Here is a 21,850-nt window from a genome sequence, read left to right as displayed (position 1 = left end):
GCGAACTGGTTGAGTTTGCAACTAAATCGGACATGCCGGTGATCGAGAACGGTGTGTATAACGAACTGTATTTCGGCAATGCGCACCCGAGCGCGCTGAAGTCCTATGACCGCAACGGGATCGTGTTGCACTGTGCATCGTTCTCGAAGAGCCTGACGGCGGCCTACCGGATCGGCTGGGCGTTGCCGGGCCGGTATCGCGAGCAGGTCGAGAAGCTGAAATTCCTGAACACGCTGGCGACGCCGTCGCCACCGCAGCTCGCGATCGCCGAGTTTCTCGAACGCGACGGTTACGAACATCACCTGCGGCGGATTCGCAAGGCGTATGCGCAGCAGGCGAACCTGATGCGCGCGATGGTGTCGCGGTTCTTTCCGGAGGGCACGCGCATCTCGAGTCCGGCCGGCGGTTACGTGCTGTGGGTCGAGTTGCCGGCGCAGGTCGATGCGATGCGGCTGTACCAGCTCGCGCTGGAGCAGGGGATCACGATCGGCCCCGGCTACATGTTCTCGATCGCGGATACCTATCGCAATTTCATCCGGCTGAACTACAGCAGCCCGTGGTCGCCCGGGATCGAGCAGGCGATCGTCACGGTCGGCAAGCTCGCGGCATCCTGCATGGACTGACGGCACGCGGATTGCCCGGGCCGCCAGATACCTCCGCACGCGCATCCCGCGCGTGTTGCACCGCAACGTTGATGACGTCCCATGCCGGTCGTGGACCGCATCCCGGCCACGGTCCGTGTTTGCGTGCGCTGCGGGGGCGTCTGTACCTGTTCTTTTCAGGACGGACGCCGATAATGGGATCGTCACCTCACACCTCGGGAGTCACGCCATGTCAGGAAGCGACGCCTCGTCTTCACGTCCCGATCTCGCGCAGGGCATCGCGCTCGACGACATCGCCGACGGCGCGATGATCGAGGGCCAGGTCGGCGACGCAACGGTGCTGCTGGTGCGCCGCGCCGACGAATTGTTTGCCGTGGGCGCGCAATGCCCGCACTACGGCGCGCCGCTGGCCGACGGGCTGCTGGTCGGCGACACGATCCGCTGCCCGTGGCATCACGCGGCGTTTTGTCTGCGCACCGGGGAACTGCAGCGTGCGCCGGCGCTCGACGGCCTGCCGTGCTGGCGCGTCGAGCGCCGCGACGGCCGCGCGGTCGTGCTCGATGCGCGGCCCGCTGCATCACCGCCCGCATTGAAGACGGCCGGGCTGCCCGACTCGGTGGTGATCGTCGGCGGCGGCGCGGCCGCGATCGCGGCGGCCGTGACGCTGCGGCAGGAAGGCTATCCGCACACGATCACGCTGCTGAGCGCGGACAGCGAGCCGCCGTACGACCGGCCGAACCTGTCGAAGGATTATCTGGCCGGCACGGCCGAAGCCGACTGGCTGCCGTTGCGCGGCGCGTCGTTCTATACCGGCCAGCGCATCGACGTGCGCTGCGGCACGCGCGTCGCGCGGATCGATCCCGCGCAGCACGCGGTCGAACTCGCGGACGGCAGCCGGGTCGGCTACGGCGCGCTGCTGCTTGCGACCGGGGCCGAGCCGAACCGGCTGACCGTGCCGGGCGCCGATCTGCCGCACGTGTGCGTGCTGCGCTCGCGCGCCGATTGCGATGCGCTGATCGGCAAGCTGAAGACGGCGCAGCGCTGCGTCGTGGCCGGCGCGAGCTTCATCGGCCTGGAAGCGGCCGCCGCGCTGCGTACGCGCGGGCTTGACGTGCAGGTGGTCGCGCCCGATGCGCATCCGATGGCGCACGTGCTCGGCGAAGCGCTCGGCGACACGATCCGCGTGCTGCACGAGTCGCGCGGCGTGACGTTCCATCTCGGCGCGACGCTCGCGCAGATCGCACCGGACAACGTGTCGCTGTCGAACGGCGACGTGCTGCCGGCCGACGTCGTGGTGGTCGGCATCGGCGTGCATCCGAACGTCGCGCTCGCGCAGGACGCCGGCCTGGCCGTCGATCGCGGCGTGACGGTCGACCGTTTCCTGCAGACGAGCGCACCGGACATCTATGCGGCCGGCGACATCGCGCGCTGGCCCGATCCGTTGACGGGCGAGCGCATTCGCGTCGAGCACTGGGTCGTCGCGCAGCGGCAGGGCATCGCCGCGGCGCGCAACATGCTCGGCCAGCGGCGGCCGTTCGACGCGGTGCCGTTCTTCTGGACCCAGCACTACGACCTGACGGTCCGCTATGTGGGGCACGCGGAGCAGTGGGACCGCGTCGAGATCGACGGCGACCTGCGCGCGCATGACGGTTCGGTGACGTACTGGCGCGGCAATGCGCGGCTCGCGGTCGCGACGATCGGCCGCGATCTCGACTGCCTGCGCGCGGAAGAGGCGCTCGAACGGCAGGGTGCGGCGCATGAGTGAATCGGGCGCGATGGTGCGCCGCAGCGTGGTCGCACGGCGGGAGTGTGCGCCATGCGCGCATGTGCGCGCGCTGCGCGTTGGCATCAGCGGCTACGGCGTGCCGTGAACCTTGCGCGCGACGCGCTGCAACAGCGCGTCGAGCACCGCCATCTCGACCGGCTTCACGAGGTGATCGTCGAAGCCCTCGCTCGAGGTGCGTGCAAGGTCGGCAGGGCGCGCATGACCGGACAGTGCGACGCAGGTCATGCCGGCCAGCGCGTCGATCGTGCGGAGTTCGCACAGCAGCGTGAAGCCGTCGACGTCGGGCATCGACAGGTCGATGAGCATCAGGTGCGGAATGGTGTCGCGCGCGAGCGCCAGCGCATCCTGCGCGTTGTACGCGACGCGCGGCGCGTGGCCCTTCACCTGCAGCAGCACGGCGAGCGTGTCGGCGGAGTCGCAGTTGTCGTCGACGACGACGATGCGCAGCGGCGCACCGGCCGGCTGCTCGGGGGCGCGCGGCACGGGCGTGTCGACGGGCGTCATGCGCGCCGCGTGCTCGATCGGCAACCGCACCGTGAACGTCGCGCCGCGGTCGGGGCCGTCGCTTTCGGCGGAAATCCTCCCGCCATGCAGCTCGACGAACGACCGGCAGATCGCGAGACCGAGGCCGAAGCCGTCGGACGGGCGCCGGCCCGGCACGCCTTCCTGCTCGAACAACTCGAAGATCGATTCGAGCGAGCCGGCGTCGATGCCGACGCCGTGATCGGTTACGCGAATTGCGACGACAGCGCCTTCGACACTGGCGCCGATGTCGATGCGCGCGCCACACGGCGAGCATTTCGACGCGTTGTCGAGCAGGTTGTGCAGCACCTGCACGAGCCGCACGGCGTCGCCGCGCACCACCACCGGATTGGCCGGCAGGTCGACGCGAATGTTCTGTTCGCGCGCGGCCAGCGTCGGCTGGATGCCCTCCACACCGCGGCACACGACGTCGCGCACCGTCACCGGCGCGTTGTCGAGCTCGACCTTGCCGGCCGTGATGCGCCCGACGTCGAGCAGGTCGTCGACGAGCCGCGTCAGTTGTCCGACCTGGCGATGCACGGCGTCGCGGCATTGCGCGAGTGGCGGCGCCGGATCGGGCAGGCTCTGCAACACGCCGACCGAGTGGCGCAGCGGCGCGAGATGGTTGCGCAATTCGTGCGCGAGCATCGCGATGAACACGCTCAGCCGGTGCGTCGACGCTTCGAGTTCCGCGAGCCGCTTGCGCTCCGTCATGTCGCGCGTGATCTTGATGAAGCCGGCCAGCGCTCCCTCCTGGTCGCGCACGGCCGTGATCGTCACGTTGGCCCAGAACAGCGTGCCGTCCTTGCGCACGCGCCAGCCTTCGTCCTCGAAGTGGCCATGCGTGACGGCCTGCCGGAGCCCGAACGCGGGCCGGCCGGCCAAGGCCAGGTCGGGCGGGTAGAAGCGCGAGAAATGGTTGCCGACGATCTCGGCGGCGCGATAGCCCTTGATGCGTTCCGCGCCGCGGTTCCACGTGGCGACGTTGCCGTGCGGGTCGAGCATGAAGACTGCGTAATCGCTGATTGCGCCCACGACGGTTTCGAAGCGGAACTCGGCGAAGCGGTGTAGCAGGTCCCGCGCGTCGGCTGGCCCGAGCGGCGGGTGAGGATCGGAAGTGGCGTCGTCTTTTTTCATCGGAACGGCCAGTCAAATGCGGGCGCACGAAGCGCGCCCTGCCGCCGCCACTGGCCGAGCCGGCGGCGACGATGCTGATTCAAATCGGATGGATCCCTTCGAACGCTTCGCAAGCGTAAGGGAACTCGATTCGCCTGATCAATGGGTGCGCATTGCCTGTGCCGAGCGTCACCCGGATCGGATCCGGCTCCGACCGGGCAGATCGCGACGCGATTGCCGGCCGCCTGGCATGTCGATTGCCCTGTCGCGTGACGCGCACACGCCGCAGCCCGCCAGGCGCGGCGGCTTGACGCCACACGAGGACCCCGCCATGAACAGCACACTGAGCCCTGACAGCGAACCGGCCGGCCCGGACGATGACAACACACGCCGCGGCCGCGACGGGCGCGCGCTGGGGCCGAGCGACTCGTCAGACAGCGGTAGCGACACGGCCGGCGCGCGGCGCTATCCGTTCGACGTCGATTCGCCGCTCGACGCGCACGCGCTGGAGCGCGGCGACGCATCGCTCGACAGCGATACGGACCGAGCGGGCACCGGCGAGCGTGCGTCGGCGGACGGAGATGCGGGGCTCGAGGAGGGGGCCGACATCGAGCCGGACCGCACGGAACGGCTGAGCGAACCAGGCGGCACCGACGAACCGGACGCCCCCGAAAAACGGGGTGCGGGCGACGTGTAGCGTCGCGGCGCGGCCGCGATCTGCGCAAAAACTGCAATCGCGTTGCAGATAGGAGCACCCGGCCAGGGACGCTTGATCGCGTGCACGGAATCAGGACGTTCGACGACGGCCCGCCCTCGCGTCGCACGCGAGCTCGCGCCGATTCCGCACGCGGCACGCGATTTGCAACGACTCGACCGACGCGCGCCGCGACGCGGCATCGGGCGGTGCGCGGCACAGGTGAGATCGAGGAGAGACATCATGCAACGACGATATCCCGGACGGCAAACCGAACGGAGCGGCTCGCCCGACTGGCAGGAACGCAGCGAACGCGCGTACCGGGGCGCCGGCGTGCGCGAGTATCGGGGCGACGAATCCGGGCGGCTCGATGCCGACTATGCATCCGCCTATCGGCGTTTCGCGAGCGAGGACGTCGGCCCGGAGGACTGGGGTAGCGAGTGGAGCGAACGTTCGGCACGCTCGTTGGCCGAGCAGCGTCGGCGCGATCCCGCGTGGGAAGCCGAGCGAGGCTACGGCAACCCCGGTCGTCAGGGTGAAGGCCGCGAAGGACGCTACGGCGGCGACCAGCCGGGGTTCCGCGGCCATCACCGGATGGCGTGGTACGGCGGCGAGCGCGACGATCCGCACGGCCCCGACGCGGCCGCCCCGTCGCGCGTCGGTGGCGATCCGCGGCGCGAGGCAATGCGCCATCGCAGCGGGCCGAAGGGCTATACGCGCACGGACGAGCGGATTCGCGAGGACGTCTGCGAGCGGCTCACGTATGCGCTCGACATCGACGTGAGCGACGTTACCGTGCAGGTGCACGACGGCTGCGTCGAACTCGACGGTACCGTGCCGTCGCGCTGGATGAAGTACGACATCGAGGACATCGCCGACGGCTGCATGTGCGTGCGCGACGTCGAGAACCGCGTGCGCGTGCGCCGCGACGACGAGCACGCTACGGGGTTGGTGCTGCATCCGGAGCAGCGGACCGTCACGCCGACGCAGCCACCCGCGCGCGATCCCGAACCCGGCAGCGGCTCAGGCCGCGACCGCAAGTCGCGCCATTGACGGCGCGATGCACGGGACGACCCGGCCACCGGCACGAGCCGCGCGCGCTTGACGATCGGCAACGACGACACGCGACAGGTTCGACAGGCGCGGCAACCGCGCATGCCGTGCGGCCGTCCCGGTGCCGCGAGCGCTTGGCGCAGTACACGCCTGACGCCGTCGCATGTCGTCGCATGTTGCCGAGATGATCGTCACGTCGATCGCGATTCCGCCCATGTCGCTGTACTGGCGCTTGCGCGGCGCGCTTCACTTACGGGTGTTCTTGCCATGATGCTCGATTCCGCTCCGTCGTCCGCTCCGATGCGCATCGCGGTATTCCGCGCGCTGCAGCTCGGCAACATGCTGTGCGCGGTGCCCGCGCTGCGCGCGCTGCGGCGCGGCGAACCGGATGCGCGCATCACGCTGATCGGGCTGCCGTGGGCGCGCGAATTCGCGTCGCGCTTCTCGGACTACATCGACAACTTCATCGCGTTTCCCGGCGCGCCGGGCCTCGGCGAACAGCCGGGAGCCGACCCGGCAGCACGGGAAGCGTTCGTCGCGGAATGCCGTGCGCGCGACTTCGATCTCGCGATCCAGCTGCACGGCAGCGGCGCGCGGACCAACGCGATCGTCGCATCGCTCGGCGCGACGCGCATCGCCGGCTTCGTGCCGCCCGACGGCGGCACGACCGCGCTCGACTGTTCGGTCAACTGGCGTGACGGCGAATCCGAGGTCACGCACTGCCTGTCGCTGACGCGCAAGCTCGGCTATCCGGACTGGGGCGACTATCTGGAATTCCCGCTCGGCGGCCTCGACTACGCGCTCTGGCATGTGCTGTGCGATGAGCACGCGCTCGATCCGGGTCGCTACGTGATCGTCCATCCGGGCGCGCGGATGGCGTCGCGGCGCTGGCCGGTCGAACGCTTCGCGCGGGTCGCGCGACAGCTTGCCGACGATGGCTGGCAGATCGTGCTGACCGGCACGCGTACCGAACTCGCGCTGGCCAGCGCATTCACCGGGCAGCTCGGGCGGCCGTGCGTGAATCTGTGCGGCCGCACGCCGCTCGGTGCGCTGGCCGCGCTGATCGGCCGTGCACGGCTCCTGTTGTGCAACGACACGGGTGTGTCGCATGTCGCGGCGGCGTTCGGCACGCCGAGCATCGTCGTCGCGTGCGGCAGCGACACGGCCCGCCGGGCGCCGCTCGACACCGACCGTCATCGCGTGCTGGCGAACGACCCGGCGTGCCGGCCGTGCCGGTTCGACACCTGCCCGTACGGGCACGAATGCGCGACGGCGATCGGCGTCGACGACGTGATCGGGCGGGCGGGCGAACTGCTCGCGAAGGAGAGACGTCATGTCACGTGAGCGGTTGCGCGTGCTTACCTGGCACGTGCATGGCAACTATTTGTATTACCTGTCGCAGGCGCCGCACGATTTCTACATCGTGACGAAACCGCAGCATCCGCCCGGCTATGCGGGGCGGGGCGGCCACCTGCCGTGGGGCGGCAACGTGCACGAGGTGCCCGTCGAGTGCGTGCGCGACACCGAGTTCGACTGCGTGCTGTACCAGCATCACCGTCACTACGAACACGACCGGATGCGGCTCCTGAGCGATGCGCAGCGCATGCTGCCGGCGCTGTTCGTCGAGCACGATCCGCCGCGCGAGCATCCGACCGACACGCTGCATCCGGTACAGGACCCGAACGTGTTGCTGGTGCACGTGACGCCGTTCAACGCGCTGATGTGGGACAACGGCGTCACGCCGACGCGCGTGATCGAGCACGGCGTGCTGCTGCCCGACGGTATCGAGTATCGCGGCACGCTGCCGAAGGGCGTGACGGTCGTGAACCACCTCGCGCGGCGCGGGCGGCGTCTCGGCGCGGACCTGTTCGAGGTCGTGCGTCACAGCGTGCCGCTGGACCTGATCGGGGTGGGCTCGACCGAACTCGGCGGCATCGGCGAAGTGCCGAACCCGGCGCTGCCGCAGTTCCTGTCGCACTACCGGTTCTTCTTCAATCCGATCCGCTATACGAGCCTCGGGCTCGCGGTGATCGAGGCGATGATGATCGGGATGCCGGTCGTCGCGCTCGCGACGACCGAGATGGCGCAGCTCGTGCGGAGCGGCCACAACGGTGTCGCCGATACGCGGCCCGCCGCGCTGATCGACGCGATGCGCCTGTTGATTCGCGATCCGGAACTGGCGCGCGAGTGGGGCGCGGCGGCGAAGCGCGACGCGTGCGAGCGGTTCGGGATCGAGCGGTTCGTGCGCGACTGGGACAGTGTGTTGCGCGACGTCGCGTCGTAGACGACGCGGCTGCCGACGTGCCGCGCTTACGGGTTCGGTGCGCCAGGCGCCGCGGGGCTGGCGGCATCGGCGGTGCCACTGGCGCCCGGCGTCGGCGCGGCCGCGCCGCTCGCCGCGTTGCGCTCGTGTTCGGGCAGCAGCGCGAGGCGGTTGTACAGCGTCTTCAGGCTGATGCCGAGCGCCTTCGCGGTGCGCGGCTTGTCGCCGTTGAAATGTCGCAGCGACGCGACGATGAAGCGCTGCTGCGTATGCGCGAGCGTCGTGCCGATATGCAGCGTCATCGCGTTGTGACGCACTTCCTCGCGAGGCGGCAGCCGGCGCGGCAGTTGCAGCTCGATCTGTTCGTCCGCGAGGATGAACGCGCGCTCCAGCGTGTTGCGCAACTCGCGCACGTTGCCGGGCCACGTGTACGCGCGCAACGCCTTCATCGCCTGCATCGACAGGCGCTTGCGCGTGCGGTGCCGCGCGTTCAGCCGATCGACGATCTGCAGCGCGATGTCGCCGACGTCGTCCTCGCGCTGCCGCAGCGCGGGGACATGCAGCGCGATCGTCGCGATCCGGTAGAACAGGTCTTCGCGCAGCCGTCCGCTGCGCACGGCCTCGACCGGATCGTGATGGGTGGCCGCGACGATCCGCACGTCGAGCGGAATCGCTTCGTGGCCGCCGACGCGCATGATCGTGTTCGATTCGAGCGTGCGCAGCAGTTTCACCTGCAATTCCGCCGGCATTTCCGCGATTTCGTCGAGAAACAGCGTGCCGCCGCGTGCGGCCTCGAACATGCCCACGTGTTGCGCAACGGCACCGGTGAAGCTGCCTTTTTCATGTCCGAACAAATGCGATTCCGCGATGTCCTTCGGGATCGCACCGCAATTGACGGGCACGAACGGCCCGCGCCGGCGCGGGCTCATGTCGTGGATCAGCCGCGCGACGATGTCCTTGCCGGCACCGCTTTCGCCGACCACCAGCACACTGACGCGCGTCGCGGCGACGCGTGACACTTTCAGCAGCAATTCCTGGATCGTTCGCGAGCGGCCGAACAGTCGCGTGCCGTCATCGTCTGATTTCGACATGAGTGGGATCGTGTTGGGGTGTTTTGACCGAAATCGGCGAGGCAAGATGAAAAAATGACGTGGTGCGCGCCGTTTTTCACGTAGAAAGCATACCTTTTACACCGGTCCGGCCGGATTGAATCTGGCAATGTGACCCGCGCGAACGGATAGATTTATTCGATGAGCGGCGGATGCGCGACACGCTTCTTCTATACTGCTAATCATTCGCTGATCAAGGGCAGGACAGCTTGTCTGCTCATTCGTGTGCCATGCGGGGTCTCGCTGAGTGCCCGGCGTACCCCGCATCGCATACCGTCCGCGGTTCCGGCCGATGCTTGCGCCGGGCCGCACACCAGGAGCCTCGATGCCTTACGTCCTGATCGTCGAAGACGATGCCGATACGCGCGCGATGCTCGCGGCGCTCGCGCAAGCGCAGCAGCTTACGTGCGACACGGCCGCGACGCTCGAAGAAGCGCGCACGCTCGTCTCGACGCACACTCCCGATCTCGTGCTGTGCGATCTCGTGCTGCCGGACGGCAACGGGATGGACCTGTTCGATGCATTGCCCAAGCGCGGGCATTGCGAAATCGTGCTGACGACCGGCCATGCGAGCCTCGAAACCGCGATCGACGCATTGCGGCGCGGCGCGACCGACTACCTGGTGAAGCCGATCAACATGCAGCGGCTGAACAGCATCTTCGCGCGGGTGCCGCGCACCACCGCGCTGCACGAGGAAATCGCCGAACTGCGCTCCGAGCTGAAGCGCCTCGGCCGTTTCGGCCGGATGCTCGGCAACTCGCCCGCGATGCAGGCCGTCTACGACGCGATCGGCCGCGTCGCGCGTACCGAAGCGTCGGTGCTGCTCACCGGCGAATCGGGCACCGGCAAGGAGCTCGCTGCCCAGACGGTGCACGACCTGAGCCTGCGCCGCCGCGGCCCGTTCCTCGCGGTGAACTGCGGCGCGATCGCCGCGAACCTCGTCGAAAGCGAGATGTTCGGCCACGACCGCGGCAGCTTTACCGGCGCGGAGCGGCAGCACAAGGGTTTCTTCGAACGCGCGGACGGCGGCACGCTGTTCCTCGACGAAATCACCGAGATGCCGGTCGAATCGCAGGTCAAGCTGTTGCGCGTGCTCGAAACCGGGCGGCTCACGCGGCTCGGCTCGACACGCGAGATCGACGTCGACGTGCGCATCGTCGCGGCGACCAACCGCGATCCGGAAGCCGCGATGGCCGACGGCAAGCTGCGGCCCGACCTCTATCACCGGATCAACGTGTTTCCGATTCCGCTGCCGTCGCTGAGCGAGCGCGGCGACGACATTCCGATGCTCGCGGACGCCTTCCTGCAGGGCTACAACGAGGAAAGCGGCCGCAACCTGCGCTTCGCACCGGCCGCGCGCGAAGCGCTGAGGTCCTACGCATGGCCCGGCAACGTGCGCGAACTGCGCAACTTCGTGCAGCGCGCGAGCATCTTCAGCGACACCGACGTGATCGACACGCTGCCGCCGCCGATCATGGACGAGCTGTCGAGCATGGTCGATTCGCATGAAGATCGCGTGACGGTGCCGTTCGGCACGCCGCTCGAGGAGGTCGACCGCAAGCTGATCCTCGGCACGATCGCACAATGCGGCGGCGTGAAGGCGCAGGCGGCCGAGGTGCTCGACGTCAGCCTGAAGACGATCTACAACCGGCTCGCGCAACTGGAAGACGAAGCGGAGAAGCCGGATACCTGATGGCGCGCCCGCCGCGCTCATGCGCGCCCCCCGTTGCGTGCCGGTTCGTCAATCGGCATGTCGGCACTCCGCGCGGGAAGCAGCACGCCGGTGCACCGAAAAATTTACAAAGGGTTGGATGAAAGAGCGTCCGGTCGCCGTGCTGCGCGACCGCGCGGCGTGCTGCGCGCGGCACGCGACTTGCGCCATGCGGATACCGCCGGCCATGCCGGCCTCACGAAAGGAGGTCACGATGAAGGTCTTTCCGCTGCAAGCCCGCGCATCGCGATTCCGTCGTCATCCCGCGAAGCGTGTCGGCATGGCGGTCGCGATCGCCGCGGCCGTTGCGTGCCTGGTCGTCGCGCCGAACGTGTTTTCCGCCGGCGACGACGGCTCGTCATCGTCATCCATGTCATCGTCGTCGTCGCATTCGAGCACCGGCACGAAGATCCGCGACGCGACCATCACGACCAAGGCGAAGGCCGAACTGGTCGGCACGAACGGCCTGTCGGCCGGCGACATTCACGTGAAGACGCGTCACGGCATCGTGATGCTGACCGGTAGCGTGCCGGACGAACGGCAGCGCACGCAGGCCGTCGGCGTCGTCAAGCGCATCGAGGGCGTCCAGGACGTACGCGACCAGCTGACGATCCGCCCGGAATAACCGCGGCGCCGGAAGGAGTCCAGTGATATGAACCGCATGCTCAAACCGGTCGGCGAGCAGACGATCGTGATCACGGGCGCCACGAGCGGCATCGGCCTCGTCACCGCGCGCAAGGCGGCACGGCGCGGCGCGAAGCTGGTGCTGTTCGCGCGCAACGAGGGCGCGCTCAATACGCTGTGCGAGGAAATACGCCAGCATGGCGGCCTCGCGGTGCCGGTCGCCGGCGACGTCGGCAACATCGAGGATCTGCAGCGCGCGGCCGCGAAGGCGGCCGATACCTATGGCGGCTTCGATACCTGGGTCAACAACGCGGGCGTATCGATCTTCGGCACGGCGGCCTCGGTGCCGCTCGAGGATCAGCGCCGATTGTTCGACACCAACTACTGGGGCGTCGTGCACGGCTCGCTCGTCGCGTCGGACCATTTCCGGCGCAAGAGCGATTTCCACGGCGGCGCGATCATCAACATGGGCAGCGAGGCGTCCGATGCGCCGGTGCCGCTGCAAAGCGCGTACGCGGCATCGAAGCACGCGGTGAAGGGCTTCACCGATTCGCTGCGGCTCGAGCTGGAGTCGGATCACCTGCCCGTGTCCGTCACGCTGATCAAGCCGGCCGCGATCGACACGATGTTCGTGATGCACGCGAAGAACTACATGAACGTCGAGGCGAAGCTGCCGCCGCCGATTTACGACCCCGATCTCGTCGCCGACGCGATCCTGTTCGCGGCCGCGCATCCGCGCCGCACACTCTTCGTCGGCGGCGCGGCGAAGCTCGCGTCGGCCAGCGCGTATCACGCGCCGCGGCTGTTCGATCGCGTCGCGGCCACGCTGTTCTCGCGCGGCCAGCGCACGGTGCGCCCCGCGCGGCCGCGCGATGACAACGCGCTGTACGAATCGCGCCACGCGCTGCGCGAGCGCGAAGGAATGGAGGGGCCCGTGCTCCGCGGCTGCGCGTACAACGCGATGGTGCAGCGGCCGAAGCTCGCGGGCGCGGTCGCGCTGGGCGCAGCGGCGCTGGTGGTCGCCGCGCTCGCGCGCTCGCGCCGCACATCGACGTGATCGCATTCCGTTGCGTTTTTCATTCGAAGGAGGCTTCCATGTCATCCCGACAACATACGGGGCATGAATACAGCCACTCGCGCGCGCACGAAGGCGAGCGCGTACAGCAGGACCACGACAAGGGCGGCCACCAGACGGGGCACGGCAAGGCGCCAAGTCCGTTCGACGTGCAGAAGGCGCTGAAGGGGATGGACTATCCGGCGAGCAAGTCGGACGTCATCCAGTGCGCGGAACGCTCGCATGCGGACCCGGGCATGCTCGACATGCTCCGGCAGATCCCCGATCGCGAGTACAGGACGCCGGCATCGGTCTCGAAGGAACTCGGGCGGCTGATGTGAGCGCCGCCCGTCACGCCGTGCGCGTCGTCGCGTGCACGGCGCGTCACCGTCACGAGGAGCACGAGCATGGCGATGATCGTCGCAGGCCGTTTCACGACGTTCGATGAAGCGGAAGATGGAGCGCGCCACCTTTACGAGCGCGCGTTCGGCCCGGATGACGTGTCGATCTTCTTCCTGAACCCGGGCGGCCAGCACGCGCGCTTTCCGATCGGCGGCGACGTGTATGCCGATACGGCCGCGAAGCCGGGCGGCCGCGGCGCGATGATCGGCGCGCTGCGCGGGCTGCTGATCGGCGCGATCGTCGGATGGATCGCCTATGCGATCGGCGTGCGCTACTGGTTCGTGCCGGCCGCCGGCGCACTCGCCGGCGCCTATCTCGGCGCGTTCGGCGGTGCGCTCGGCCGGATGCGCGGCGAGCAGGCCGAAGGCACGGGCACGCTCGCGCACACCGAAACCGGCGTGATCCTGGCCGCGCGCGTGACGGCGACGACCGCGGCAGCCGCGGAAGACGTGCTGCGCACGACCGGCGCGCAATCGATCGAGCGCGTCGAAGGCGACTGGCAGGACGGCGAATGGCGCGACTTCGATCCGGTGCGCCGGCCGGGCGGCACCACGCGGGGCCGCCCGCGCTGAGCACGCCATGTCCGCACGGGCCGACAACGTGGTGTGCGGCTCGACCCGCGTAAGCGCGGCCGGGCCGCACACCGCGCGGCGTGTCGTTTGCGACGTCTCGCGGACGCCCGTTGAAGGAGGAACCCGGCCGGCACGGTCGCGCTCGTGACGATGGGCGACAGCGGGTTCGGCCGCGCGGCCGCGATCGGCTGCACGACGGAGGACGCGGATGTCGTGCCCGTATGCCTGAACGAAGCGAAGCGCCTGATCGAGCAGGCCGGCCGCCGTTGCGAGGCGTGTCGCGTGCGACGTTGCGCGATGACGTGCGGCGGACGGGTGTATTACCTGGTGCTTGAAAGACGGTGCCGTGCGGCGCGTCCGGCCGCGCACGCCAGCGCGCCGGCGACGGCGAGCAGCGCCGCGCTCATCGTGAACGTCGCGCGATAGCCATGCAGGTCGTACAGCAGGCCGCCCGTCGTCGCGCCGAGCGCGATCGCGAGCTGCACGACCGCGACCATCAGCCCGCCGCCGGCTTCCGCGTCGTGCGGCAGCGTGCGCGCGAGCCATGTCCACCAGGCGACGGGCGCGGCCGTTCCGGTCAGGCCCCACAGTGCTAGCAGGCATGCGGTCGCCGCGGTCGATGCGCCGCCCCCTGCGAGCGCGACGGCGATCGCCGCCATCAGCAGGGGGGTGACGACGAGCGTCCGATACAAGCCGTTCTTGAGGAACGCGCCGATCAGGATCGTCCCCGCGACCCCGGCCGCGCCGATCGCGAGGAGCATCAGCGACAGCGCGGCATTGCCGACGTGCGTCACCGTTTCGAGGAACGGGCGCAGGTACGTGAACAGCGCGAACTGCCCCATGAACAGCAGGCTGACGGCGGCCATGCCGAGCGCGACCGGCGGGCGGGCGAGCAGCTTGAGCGCATGGGCGGGCGCCGCGTGTGACACGGCCTTCATCGGCGGCAGGCTCACGAGTTTCCAGCCGAACGCGATCGCCGCGACCGGCACGACGCAGAAGAACGCCCAGCGCCAGCCGACGATACCGCCGAGAAAGCTGCCGAGCGGCGCGGCGACGACGGTCGCGAGCGCATTGCCGCCGTTCACGATCGCCAGCGCGCGCGACACCTGGGCAGCGGGCACCAGACGCATCGCGGTCGCGGCCGACATCGACCAGAAGCCGCCGATCGCGACGCCGATCAGTGCGCGTCCCGCAATGAAGGCGAGGTAATTCGGCGCACATGCGACGACCGTTCCGGAAACGATCATCACCAGCGTCAGCACGAGCAGCAGCCGTTTGCGGTCGCGCCTGCCGGCCAGCGACGCGATGAACAGGCTCGTCACGAGCGCGAAGGCGCCGGACACGGAAATGGCCTGGCCCGCCTGGCCTTCGCTGACATGCAGGTCACGCGCGATCGGCGTGAGCAGGCTGACCGGCATGAATTCGGACGCGACGAGCGCGAACGCGCCGAGCGCCATCGCGACGACGGCGCCCCATGCGGCGCGGTAAGCGGGTGCGTGGCCGAGATCGGAAGTGGAAACGGCTTGCATCGATGGAATCGGGGTGGGTGGGGTGGAAGCGTGGCGCAAACGCGCGTCAGTCGCAGCGGGCGCCGGCCGTGCCGCGATCGGCCACCTGGGCGCGACCGTCGGCATCGCGTGCGGCCGTCACACGTGCGGATGCTGCCTGCACATCGTCGACCCACGTGCGCGGATTGGCGCGCGCCGGATTGAAGCCGGCGGCTTCGTAGCGGATCATGTCCTCGCGTACCTGCTCGCGCGTCAGGCCCTGCGCGTGGGTGAGCAACGGACTGGAAACCGCAAGTGCGACGACGAACGGGCGAAGAAGGGATTTCACGAGACGGGCTCCGGGAAGAACGCATGGAGGGTTCCCGAGGCCGGCGGCCGCGTGGGAACCTGAAGGCTTCGCAGTCTATCGGCGCGCAATCGATCGATTAAGTCGCCCGGCGCGCTTGGACTTATAAGCTGGGGCGATGAATCGACGCCGGCCGCACCGGGCGGCGCGGGGCGGTGCCGGTGCTAGGATGGGCGTCCGTTTCGACAGGAGCCGCCCGACATGCCGCGCGAAAACCTCAACGATCTGCTCGTGTTTCTCGCGGTGGCGCGCGACCGGAGCTTCACGCGCGCGGCGGCGCGCCTCGGCGTGTCGCAATCGGCGCTGAGCCAGACGGTTCGCGATCTCGAAACGCGCCTCGGCGTGCGGCTGCTGACGCGTACGACGCGCAGCGTGTCGACGACCGAAGCGGGCGAAGAACTGTTTCAGGCCGTCGCGCCGCGCATCGACGAGATCGAGATGAAGCTCGCCGCGGTGTCCGATTTCCGTGACAAGCCAGCCGGCGTCGTGCGGATCACGGCCACCGAGCATCCGATCGACACGATCATCTGGCCGAAGCTCAGGAAGGTGTTGCCCGATTACCCCGACATCCGCGTCGAGCTGTCGGTCGACTACGGGCTGTCGAACATCGTCGAGGAGCGCTACGACATCGGCGTGCGCTACGGCGACCAGGTCGCGAAGGATATGATCGCGGTGCGCATCAGCCCGGACATCCGGATGGCGATGGTCGCGTCGCCGGCCTATCTCGACGGCCGCAAGCCACCGAAGACGCCGCAGGACCTGCTCGATCACGACTGCGTGACGCTGCGGCTCGCGACCGCGAAGGGCATCTATGCGTGGGAACTGAAGAAGGGCAGGAACGAGATCCAGGCGCGCGTGAGCGGCCGGATCACCTGCAATACGCAACCGCATCTCGTGCAGGCGGCGCTCGACGGATTCGGGATCGCGTTCGTCACCGAGGACATCGTACTCGACCACGTGCGCAGCGGGCAGCTGCGGATCGTGATGCCGGACTGGTGCCCGGTGTTTCCCGGCTATCACGCGTACTACCCGAGCCGCCGCCAGGCATCGCGCGCGTTCTCGATCGTGATCGATGCGCTGCGGCATCGGGCGTAGCGGAGCGTCGGAGCCGGGCATCTCCCGGCTGGGTGTGCTTGCCCGGATCATGCAAAATACGCGGCATCTGAGATGCGGAGACTTGGCCCGTGGGAATCAACTTCGATTTGACCGACTTGCAGGCGTTTCGCGCGGTGGTGGAGCTGGGAAGCTTCCGAAAGGCCGCCGAGGCGATCAGCATTTCGCAACCCGCGTTGAGCCGCCGGATCGACAAGCTGGAGGAAGCACTCGGCGTGCGCCTGTTCGAGCGCACCACGCGCAGCGTCACGCTGACCACGGTCGGCCGCGTGTTCGCGCCGAGCGCCGAGCAGTTGCTGGACGATCTCGACGTGGCGCTGCTCGGCATCCGCGACGTTTCGTCGAGCCGTCTCGGTCACGTGACGATCGCGTGCGTGCCGTCGGTGGCGTACTACTTTCTGCCGAACGTGATCGCGAGCTACCATCGCCGCTTTCCGCGCATCAGGGTCAAGCTGCTGGATGCGAGCGCGAACGAGGTGCTCGGCGCCGTCATCAGCGGCGAGGCCGATTTCGGCGTGAGTTTCATGGGCAGCCAGGAGCCCGAGGTCGAGTTCAAGCTGCTGCTGCAGGAGCGGTTCGTTGCCGCGTGCCGGCGCGACCATCCGCTCGCGCGCAAGAAGCGCGTGACCTGGAACGAGCTTTACGAGTACGAGTATGTGTCGGTGGACAAGACTTCCGGCAACCGCCTGTTGCTCGACCAGGCGCTGACGACCGTCGCGCCGCGTGCGCCGAGCGTGTGCGAGACGCGCCACGTGACGACGATGCTCGGGTTGATCGAGGCGGGGCTCGGCGTCGCCGCGGTACCGTCGATGGCGATGCCCGGACATGACCATCCGCTGCTCACGAGCGTGCCCCTCGTCGAACCGGTGGTCAAGCGCCGGGTGGGCATCGTGAAGCGGCGCGGACGCCCGCTCACGCCGGCCGCGGAGGCGTTTCACCGGGCGGTCGTCGACGCGAAGCGCGGCGGCGCCGCACCCGGCGACGCGTCGAAGTGACACGTCCAGGTGACGCATACGACGAACACAACGAACACAATGAACCCAACAGGACCATCGAGGAAGACCGCATCGTGAGGCTGGCAAGACCGCTTCGTTCGCTCTACGTGCAGGTTCTGCTGGCGATGGTGCTCGGCGTGGGCGTCGGCCACTTCTGGCCGTCGGCGGGCGCGATGCTCAAGCCGCTCAGCGATGCATTCGTCGGTCTCGTGCGGATGATGATCGCGCCGATCGTGTTCTGCACGATCGTCTCGGGCATCACGTCGCTCGCGAACGGAAAGGCCATCGGACGCACGATCGTCCGCGCGCTGGTGCTGTTCTATCTGCTGACCGCCGCCGCGCTCGCATTCGGGCTCGTCACCGCATTCGTGCTGCGGCCCGGCGCCGGCATGCACGTCGACGTGCGTCATCTCGATTCGAGCATCCTGGCGCAATACGTGCAGCATGCGCAACCGCACGGGCTCGTCGAGTTCGCGCTGAGCGTGATCCCGGACACGATGCTCGGCGCGTTCCAGAAGGGCGAGGTGCTGCCGGTGCTGCTGCTGTCGCTGCTGTTCGGCTTTTCGCTGAACGCGTATCCGCAGGCCGGGCGGCCCGTGCTGGCGCTGATCGACGGGGTCGCGCAGATCGTCTTTCGCGTGCTCGCGATGATCATGCGGCTCGCGCCGCTCGGCGCATTCGGCGCGATGGCGTTCACGGTGGGCCGCTTCGGCATCGGCTCGGTCGGCTCGCTTGCGCGGCTGATGGCGTCGTTCTACGTGGCCTGCGTGCTGTTCGTCGCGCTGGTGCTCGCGCCGCTCGCACGGCTGCACGGCTTCTCGCTGTGGCGGCTGTTGCGCTACATCCGCGAGGAATTGCTGATCGTCCTCGCGACATCGTCCACGGAGCCGGTATTGCCGCGGCTCATCGTCAAGCTGGCGTCGCTGGGTTGCGACAAGGGCGTCGTCGGGCTCGTGCTGCCGGCCGGCTATTCGTTCAACCTGGACGGCACCGCGATCTACCTGACGCTCGCGGCATTGTTCATCGCGCAGGCATGCGACGTGCCGCTTTCCGCACCGCAAGTCGCGGCGATGCTGGCCCTGATGCTGCTGACGTCCAAGGGGGCGGCCGGCGTGTCCGGCAGCGGGCTCGTCGCGCTCGTCGCGACGCTCGCGGTGATGCCCGACCTGCCGGTGGCCGGCGTCGCGCTTCTGGTCGGCATGGATCGCTTCATGTCGGAGGCGCGCGCGCTGACGAGCGTGATCAGCAATGCGTGCGCGGTGATCTTCGTGTCGTCGTGGGAAGGGGCGTGCGATCGTGCGCGTCTCGCACGGATGTTGAGCGCGGCCGGGCCGGCGGGCCTGGACGGTATCGACGACGCCGGGCGCGACGGGAAGGCTGTCTGACGCACGCCTTCCCGGGGTTCGTGCTCAATGAGCGGAGACTGAATCCAGCCCGGTCGATTTCACTTCCGCCTGCACGTCGGGCGATGCGAGATAGTCGAGGAGCGCCTTCGCTTCCTTCGGATGTTGCGCGCCGACAGGAACGCCGGCGGCGAAGCGCGTGATGGACTGCAGCGATTCGGGAATCTTGCCGACGAAGGTCGCGCCCTTCACGGGCAGCAGTTCGCTCACCTGCTGGAAGCCGATTTCGTAGTCGCCGTTCGCGACCACGGATGCGACGGGAATCCGCGGAATCATCTTCGCCTTCGCGCTCACCTGCTCGTCGATGCCGAGCTTCCTGAACAATTCCCGCTCGATGTAGACGCCGCTCGCGCTGTCCGAGTAGGCGATCGACTTCGCATGCAGCAGCACCTGCCTGAGGCCCTCGGCCGTGCTGATGTCGGGATTCGCCGCGCCGTCGCGCACGACCATGCCGATGCGCGAATCGGCCAGCTCGACGCGCGACCCGGCGATCACCTTGCCTTGCCTGATCAGTTCGTCGAGCGCGTAGCCGACCATGATCACCGCGTCGGCGGGCTCGCCGCGCGCGAGCCGGTTCGGGATCGCTTCGGGCGACTTGCCCATCGACGGGCCGAGCGCGGTGTCGAGCGTGTTGCCGGTGTGCGACGCGAACTGCGGGCCGAGCAGCTTGTAGGCGGCGGTGAAGCCGCCCGAGCTCATCACGTGCAGGTCGGCGGCCTGCACGTTCGCGGTGACCGCGGCGGTGGCGACGAGCGCGGTCGCGCACAGTTTCAGAAGCAGTTTTTTCATGGTCGTGATCTGGTCGTGCGATGTCGGGGCAGGTTGTTCGGCCTGACGCTTTAGTGCGCTGGCGTCAGCGTCACCGGCCGGCGGCGATAGAGCGCGAACGTCGCCAGCAGCGCGCACACCGCGGCGAGGCTCATCCAGTAGCCCGGCGCGGCCTTGTCGCCGGTCATATGAATGAGCGCCGTCGAGATCGCGGGGGTGAAGCCGCCGAACACGGCCGTCGCGAGGCTGTAGGCGAGCGAGAAGCCTGCCACGCGCACCTCCACCGGCATCACGTCCGTCAGCGCGACGACCATCGCGCCGTTGTAGATCCCGTACATGAACGACAGCCACAGGAGCACGAGGAGCATGTTGGTGAACGACGGCGCATGAGCGAGCAGCGACAGCGCGGGATAGGCGGTCGCGATCGCGAGCAGCGTCATGCCGACGAGCAGCGGCCGGCGGCCGATGCGATCGGACAGCGCACCACCGATCGGCAGCCACACGAAGTTCGACACGCCGACGCACAGCGTGACGAGCAGGCTGTCGGCGGTGCTGAGGTGTAGGACCGTCTTGCCGAAGGTCGGCGCGTAGACGGTGATCAGGTAGAAGCTCGTGGTGGTCATCGCGACCAGCATCATGCCGGCGACCACGACGCCCCAGTTCCGCAGCAGCGTGCCGAACACTTCCTGCATGCCCGGACGATGCCGGCGCGCCTTGAACTCCTGCGTTTCCTCCAGGTTGCGACGCAGCATGAAGATGAACGGCACGATCATGCAGCCGACGAAGAACGGCACGCGCCATCCCCACGCGGCGATCGCCGATGCGCTCAGCCAGTGATTGAGCGCGAAGCCGAGGCCGGCCGCGACGACGATCGCGACCTGCTGGCTGGCGGACTGCCAGCTCGTGAAGAAGCCCTTGCGGCCGGGCGTGGCCATCTCGGCGAGATAGACCGACACGCCGCCCAGCTCCGCACCCGCCGAGAAGCCCTGCAGTAGCCGCCCGATCAGCACGAGCGCGGGCGCGAGCAGGCCGATCGTCGCGTAGCCCGGCACGAACGCGATCAGGATGGTGCCGCTGGCCATGATGGCCAGCGTGACGATCAGGCCCTTGCGGCGGCCGACGTCGTCGATGTACGCGCCCAGCACGATCGCGCCCAGCGGCCGCATCAGGAAGCCGGCGCCGAATACGGCGAACGTCATCATCAGCGAAGCGAACTCGCTCGCGGCGGGAAAGAACACGGCCGCGATCTGCGTCGCGTAGAAGCCGAACAGGAAGAAGTCGAACTGCTCGAGGAAGTTGCCGGCCGTTACGCGGAATACCGCGGCGGCCTTCGAACGTCCGGTCGGAAGGCTGGGCGAGGGGTGCATCAGGGTGTCTCCAGGGAATCGGAAAATGCGCGGGGAGCGGTCGATTGTCGTTTCGGCAATGGTCGCCCGGAGACGGAGAAACGATAAGTGCAATTTTTGGAAGGATTGATGTTGTCTGGTTATCAATGAGAGCGAGTCCGCCCCGGCACGCGGAATGGGGCGGATCCGGGCACGGGGCGAGTGGCGGCATCCGCGGCGATTCGTCCGGAAGCAAAAAAAGCCCCGCATTCGCGGGGCCCGTCGGCCAAACCACCACCGGCAAATCGTGATCGATCAATGATGCCCGCGCGTGCGCGGATCGTTCAGCTCCTCGGTCGGGTCGGTCAGCCCGACCTCGTCGCCCGCGCTCCAGTACGGCGCGCTGCCGTAGTACTCGTGCAGCGGCTCGGCCCATTGCGGGTCGGCCATCGCCGGCCAGTGGTCCCTGTCGAAGCCGGGCGCGTTCTTGATCCGCTCGGACGACACCGACAGCAGGAAGCACTTGCGTTCGGTATCGAGCGTGAGCGCGCTCCATGGAATCGCGAGCAGCTTGTCGCCGATGCCGAGCAGGCCGCCGCTCGACAGCACGGCATACGCGATGCGGCCCGAGCGCACGTCGAGCATGATGTCCTTGATCTTGCCGACGTCGTCACCATCGGTCGTATAGACCTTGTCGCCTGCCAGCGTGTCGGCCGCCATCACGTCCGGGCCGGGCCCGGCTGCCGTCGCGGCGCCCTTGCCGATGATGCGGGTTCGTCCTTGATCGGGAGTCTGCATGGTTGTCCTCCTGGCTGCGTGGGTGCGACCGTGCCCGGGATGGGCCCTGCGGGTCGCGCGGGTTGTCGGGCGGGGCGCGGATCGCC

At 68.5% G+C, this 21,850-nt stretch carries 21 protein-coding genes and 1 pseudogene; 15 read left to right on the top strand and 7 right to left on the bottom strand.

All coding sequences use genetic code 11. The features are described from left to right. Positions 1 to 623 (top strand): PLP-dependent aminotransferase family protein (locus DIE21_RS11295; protein ID WP_148092753.1); only part of this gene is annotated, 623 nt, incomplete at its 5' end. Between the two features lie 208 nt (positions 624 to 831). Beyond that, positions 832 to 2,367 (top strand): FAD-dependent oxidoreductase, encoded by a 1,536-nt coding sequence (locus DIE21_RS11290; RefSeq protein ID WP_124497768.1) that lies wholly within the window; start codon positions 832 to 834, stop codon positions 2,365 to 2,367. Positions 2,368 to 2,457: 90 nt separating this feature from the next. Here DIE21_RS11290 and DIE21_RS11285 read toward each other — a convergent pair whose 3' ends face one another. Then, positions 2,458 to 4,047, bottom strand: a complete 1,590-nt coding sequence (locus DIE21_RS11285) for an ATP-binding protein (RefSeq protein ID WP_124497767.1) — start codon at positions 4,045 to 4,047, stop codon at positions 2,458 to 2,460. 310 nt (positions 4,048 to 4,357) lie between these two features. Here DIE21_RS11285 and DIE21_RS11280 point away from each other — a divergent pair, with 310 nt between their 5' ends. From DIE21_RS11280 to DIE21_RS11260, 5 genes and pseudogenes are all read left to right on the top strand, one after another. Continuing rightward, on the top strand, positions 4,358 to 4,723 hold the full coding sequence (locus tag DIE21_RS11280) for a chemotaxis protein (protein WP_124497766.1): 366 nt from the start codon (positions 4,358 to 4,360) through the stop codon (positions 4,721 to 4,723). A gap of 240 nt (positions 4,724 to 4,963) precedes the next feature. Further along, positions 4,964 to 5,773 (top strand): BON domain-containing protein, encoded by an 810-nt coding sequence (locus DIE21_RS11275; RefSeq protein WP_124497765.1) that lies wholly within the window; start codon positions 4,964 to 4,966, stop codon positions 5,771 to 5,773. 169 nt (positions 5,774 to 5,942) lie between these two features. After that, positions 5,943 to 6,044 (top strand): annotated as a pseudogene (locus DIE21_RS11270) (glycosyl transferase family 2); the annotation flags it as partial. After that, positions 6,041 to 7,117 (top strand): glycosyltransferase family 9 protein, encoded by a 1,077-nt coding sequence (locus DIE21_RS11265; RefSeq protein ID WP_124497764.1) that lies wholly within the window; start codon positions 6,041 to 6,043, stop codon positions 7,115 to 7,117. The pseudogene DIE21_RS11270 and the gene DIE21_RS11265, both read left to right, overlap by 4 nt. Then, positions 7,107 to 8,057, top strand: coding sequence for a glycosyltransferase family 4 protein (locus DIE21_RS11260; RefSeq protein ID WP_124497763.1), 951 nt, complete (start codon positions 7,107 to 7,109; stop codon positions 8,055 to 8,057). The genes DIE21_RS11265 and DIE21_RS11260 overlap by 11 nt, the downstream gene beginning before the upstream one ends. Positions 8,058 to 8,083: 26 nt before the next feature. Here the strand turns inward: DIE21_RS11260 and DIE21_RS11255 are convergent, their stop codons facing one another. Continuing rightward, the gene (locus DIE21_RS11255; RefSeq protein WP_124497762.1) at positions 8,084 to 9,127 is read right to left on the bottom strand and encodes a sigma-54-dependent Fis family transcriptional regulator; all 1,044 of its coding nucleotides are present in this window, start codon (positions 9,125 to 9,127) and stop codon (positions 8,084 to 8,086) included. 343 nt (positions 9,128 to 9,470) lie between these two features. Between DIE21_RS11255 and DIE21_RS11250 the strand changes: the two genes are divergently transcribed. The 5 genes from DIE21_RS11250 (at position 9,471) to DIE21_RS11230 (ending at position 13,508) form a co-directional block, all read left to right on the top strand. After that, positions 9,471 to 10,838, top strand: a complete 1,368-nt coding sequence (locus tag DIE21_RS11250) for a sigma-54 dependent transcriptional regulator (RefSeq protein WP_124497761.1) — start codon at positions 9,471 to 9,473, stop codon at positions 10,836 to 10,838. Positions 10,839 to 11,070: 232 nt separating this feature from the next. Continuing rightward, on the top strand, positions 11,071 to 11,481 hold the full coding sequence (locus tag DIE21_RS11245) for a BON domain-containing protein (protein WP_124497760.1): 411 nt from the start codon (positions 11,071 to 11,073) through the stop codon (positions 11,479 to 11,481). 27 nt (positions 11,482 to 11,508) lie between these two features. Next, positions 11,509 to 12,537, top strand: coding sequence for an SDR family oxidoreductase (locus DIE21_RS11240; protein WP_124497759.1), 1,029 nt, complete (start codon positions 11,509 to 11,511; stop codon positions 12,535 to 12,537). A 38-nt stretch (positions 12,538 to 12,575) separates the two neighbouring features. Further along, on the top strand, positions 12,576 to 12,875 hold the full coding sequence (locus DIE21_RS11235; protein ID WP_124497758.1) for a DUF2795 domain-containing protein: 300 nt from the start codon (positions 12,576 to 12,578) through the stop codon (positions 12,873 to 12,875). A 66-nt stretch (positions 12,876 to 12,941) separates the two neighbouring features. Next, positions 12,942 to 13,508, top strand: a complete 567-nt coding sequence (locus DIE21_RS11230) for a hypothetical protein (protein WP_124497757.1) — start codon at positions 12,942 to 12,944, stop codon at positions 13,506 to 13,508. 320 nt (positions 13,509 to 13,828) lie between these two features. On the opposite strand, the gene DIE21_RS11220 is transcribed toward DIE21_RS11230, so the two are convergent. Both DIE21_RS11220 and DIE21_RS11215 read right to left on the bottom strand, forming a co-directional pair. Beyond that, positions 13,829 to 15,037, bottom strand: a complete 1,209-nt coding sequence (locus tag DIE21_RS11220; RefSeq protein ID WP_124497756.1) for an MFS transporter — start codon at positions 15,035 to 15,037, stop codon at positions 13,829 to 13,831. Between the two features lie 46 nt (positions 15,038 to 15,083). Further along, positions 15,084 to 15,344 (bottom strand): DUF4148 domain-containing protein, encoded by a 261-nt coding sequence (locus DIE21_RS11215; RefSeq protein ID WP_124497755.1) that lies wholly within the window; start codon positions 15,342 to 15,344, stop codon positions 15,084 to 15,086. Positions 15,345 to 15,563: 219 nt separating this feature from the next. Here DIE21_RS11215 and DIE21_RS11210 point away from each other — a divergent pair, with 219 nt between their 5' ends. The 3 genes from DIE21_RS11210 to dctA all read left to right on the top strand — a co-directional run bounded on the left by DIE21_RS11210 (position 15,564) and on the right by dctA (position 18,855). Further along, the gene (locus DIE21_RS11210) at positions 15,564 to 16,457 is read left to right on the top strand and encodes a LysR family transcriptional regulator (RefSeq protein ID WP_124497754.1); all 894 of its coding nucleotides are present in this window, start codon (positions 15,564 to 15,566) and stop codon (positions 16,455 to 16,457) included. An 89-nt stretch (positions 16,458 to 16,546) separates the two neighbouring features. Further along, complete coding sequence (locus tag DIE21_RS11205) at positions 16,547 to 17,470, top strand: LysR family transcriptional regulator (protein WP_124497753.1); 924 nt, start codon at positions 16,547 to 16,549, stop codon at positions 17,468 to 17,470. A gap of 74 nt (positions 17,471 to 17,544) precedes the next feature. Further along, positions 17,545 to 18,855, top strand: a complete 1,311-nt coding sequence (gene dctA, locus DIE21_RS11200) for a C4-dicarboxylate transporter DctA (RefSeq protein WP_124497752.1) — start codon at positions 17,545 to 17,547, stop codon at positions 18,853 to 18,855. Positions 18,856 to 18,879: 24 nt separating this feature from the next. On the opposite strand, the gene DIE21_RS11195 is transcribed toward dctA, so the two are convergent. The 3 genes from DIE21_RS11195 to DIE21_RS11185 all read right to left on the bottom strand — a co-directional run bounded on the left by DIE21_RS11195 (position 18,880) and on the right by DIE21_RS11185 (position 21,764). Further along, on the bottom strand, positions 18,880 to 19,662 hold the full coding sequence (locus DIE21_RS11195) for a substrate-binding domain-containing protein (RefSeq protein ID WP_124497751.1): 783 nt from the start codon (positions 19,660 to 19,662) through the stop codon (positions 18,880 to 18,882). Positions 19,663 to 19,712: 50 nt separating this feature from the next. Continuing rightward, complete coding sequence (locus DIE21_RS11190) at positions 19,713 to 21,008, bottom strand: MFS transporter (RefSeq protein WP_124497750.1); 1,296 nt, start codon at positions 21,006 to 21,008, stop codon at positions 19,713 to 19,715. 273 nt (positions 21,009 to 21,281) lie between these two features. Further along, a complete protein-coding gene (locus DIE21_RS11185; RefSeq protein ID WP_124497749.1) occupies positions 21,282 to 21,764 on the bottom strand; it encodes a PRC-barrel domain-containing protein in 483 nt (160 codons plus the stop codon). Positions 21,765 to 21,850: the final 86 nt, after the last annotated feature.

Origin of the sequence: Burkholderia sp. Bp9140, from assembly GCF_003853425.1 — a bacterium.
Taxonomy (GTDB): domain Bacteria; phylum Pseudomonadota; class Gammaproteobacteria; order Burkholderiales; family Burkholderiaceae; genus Burkholderia.
The sequence above is the reverse complement of the archived record's forward strand: the minus strand, read 5'-3'. Positions and strand labels throughout refer to the sequence as shown.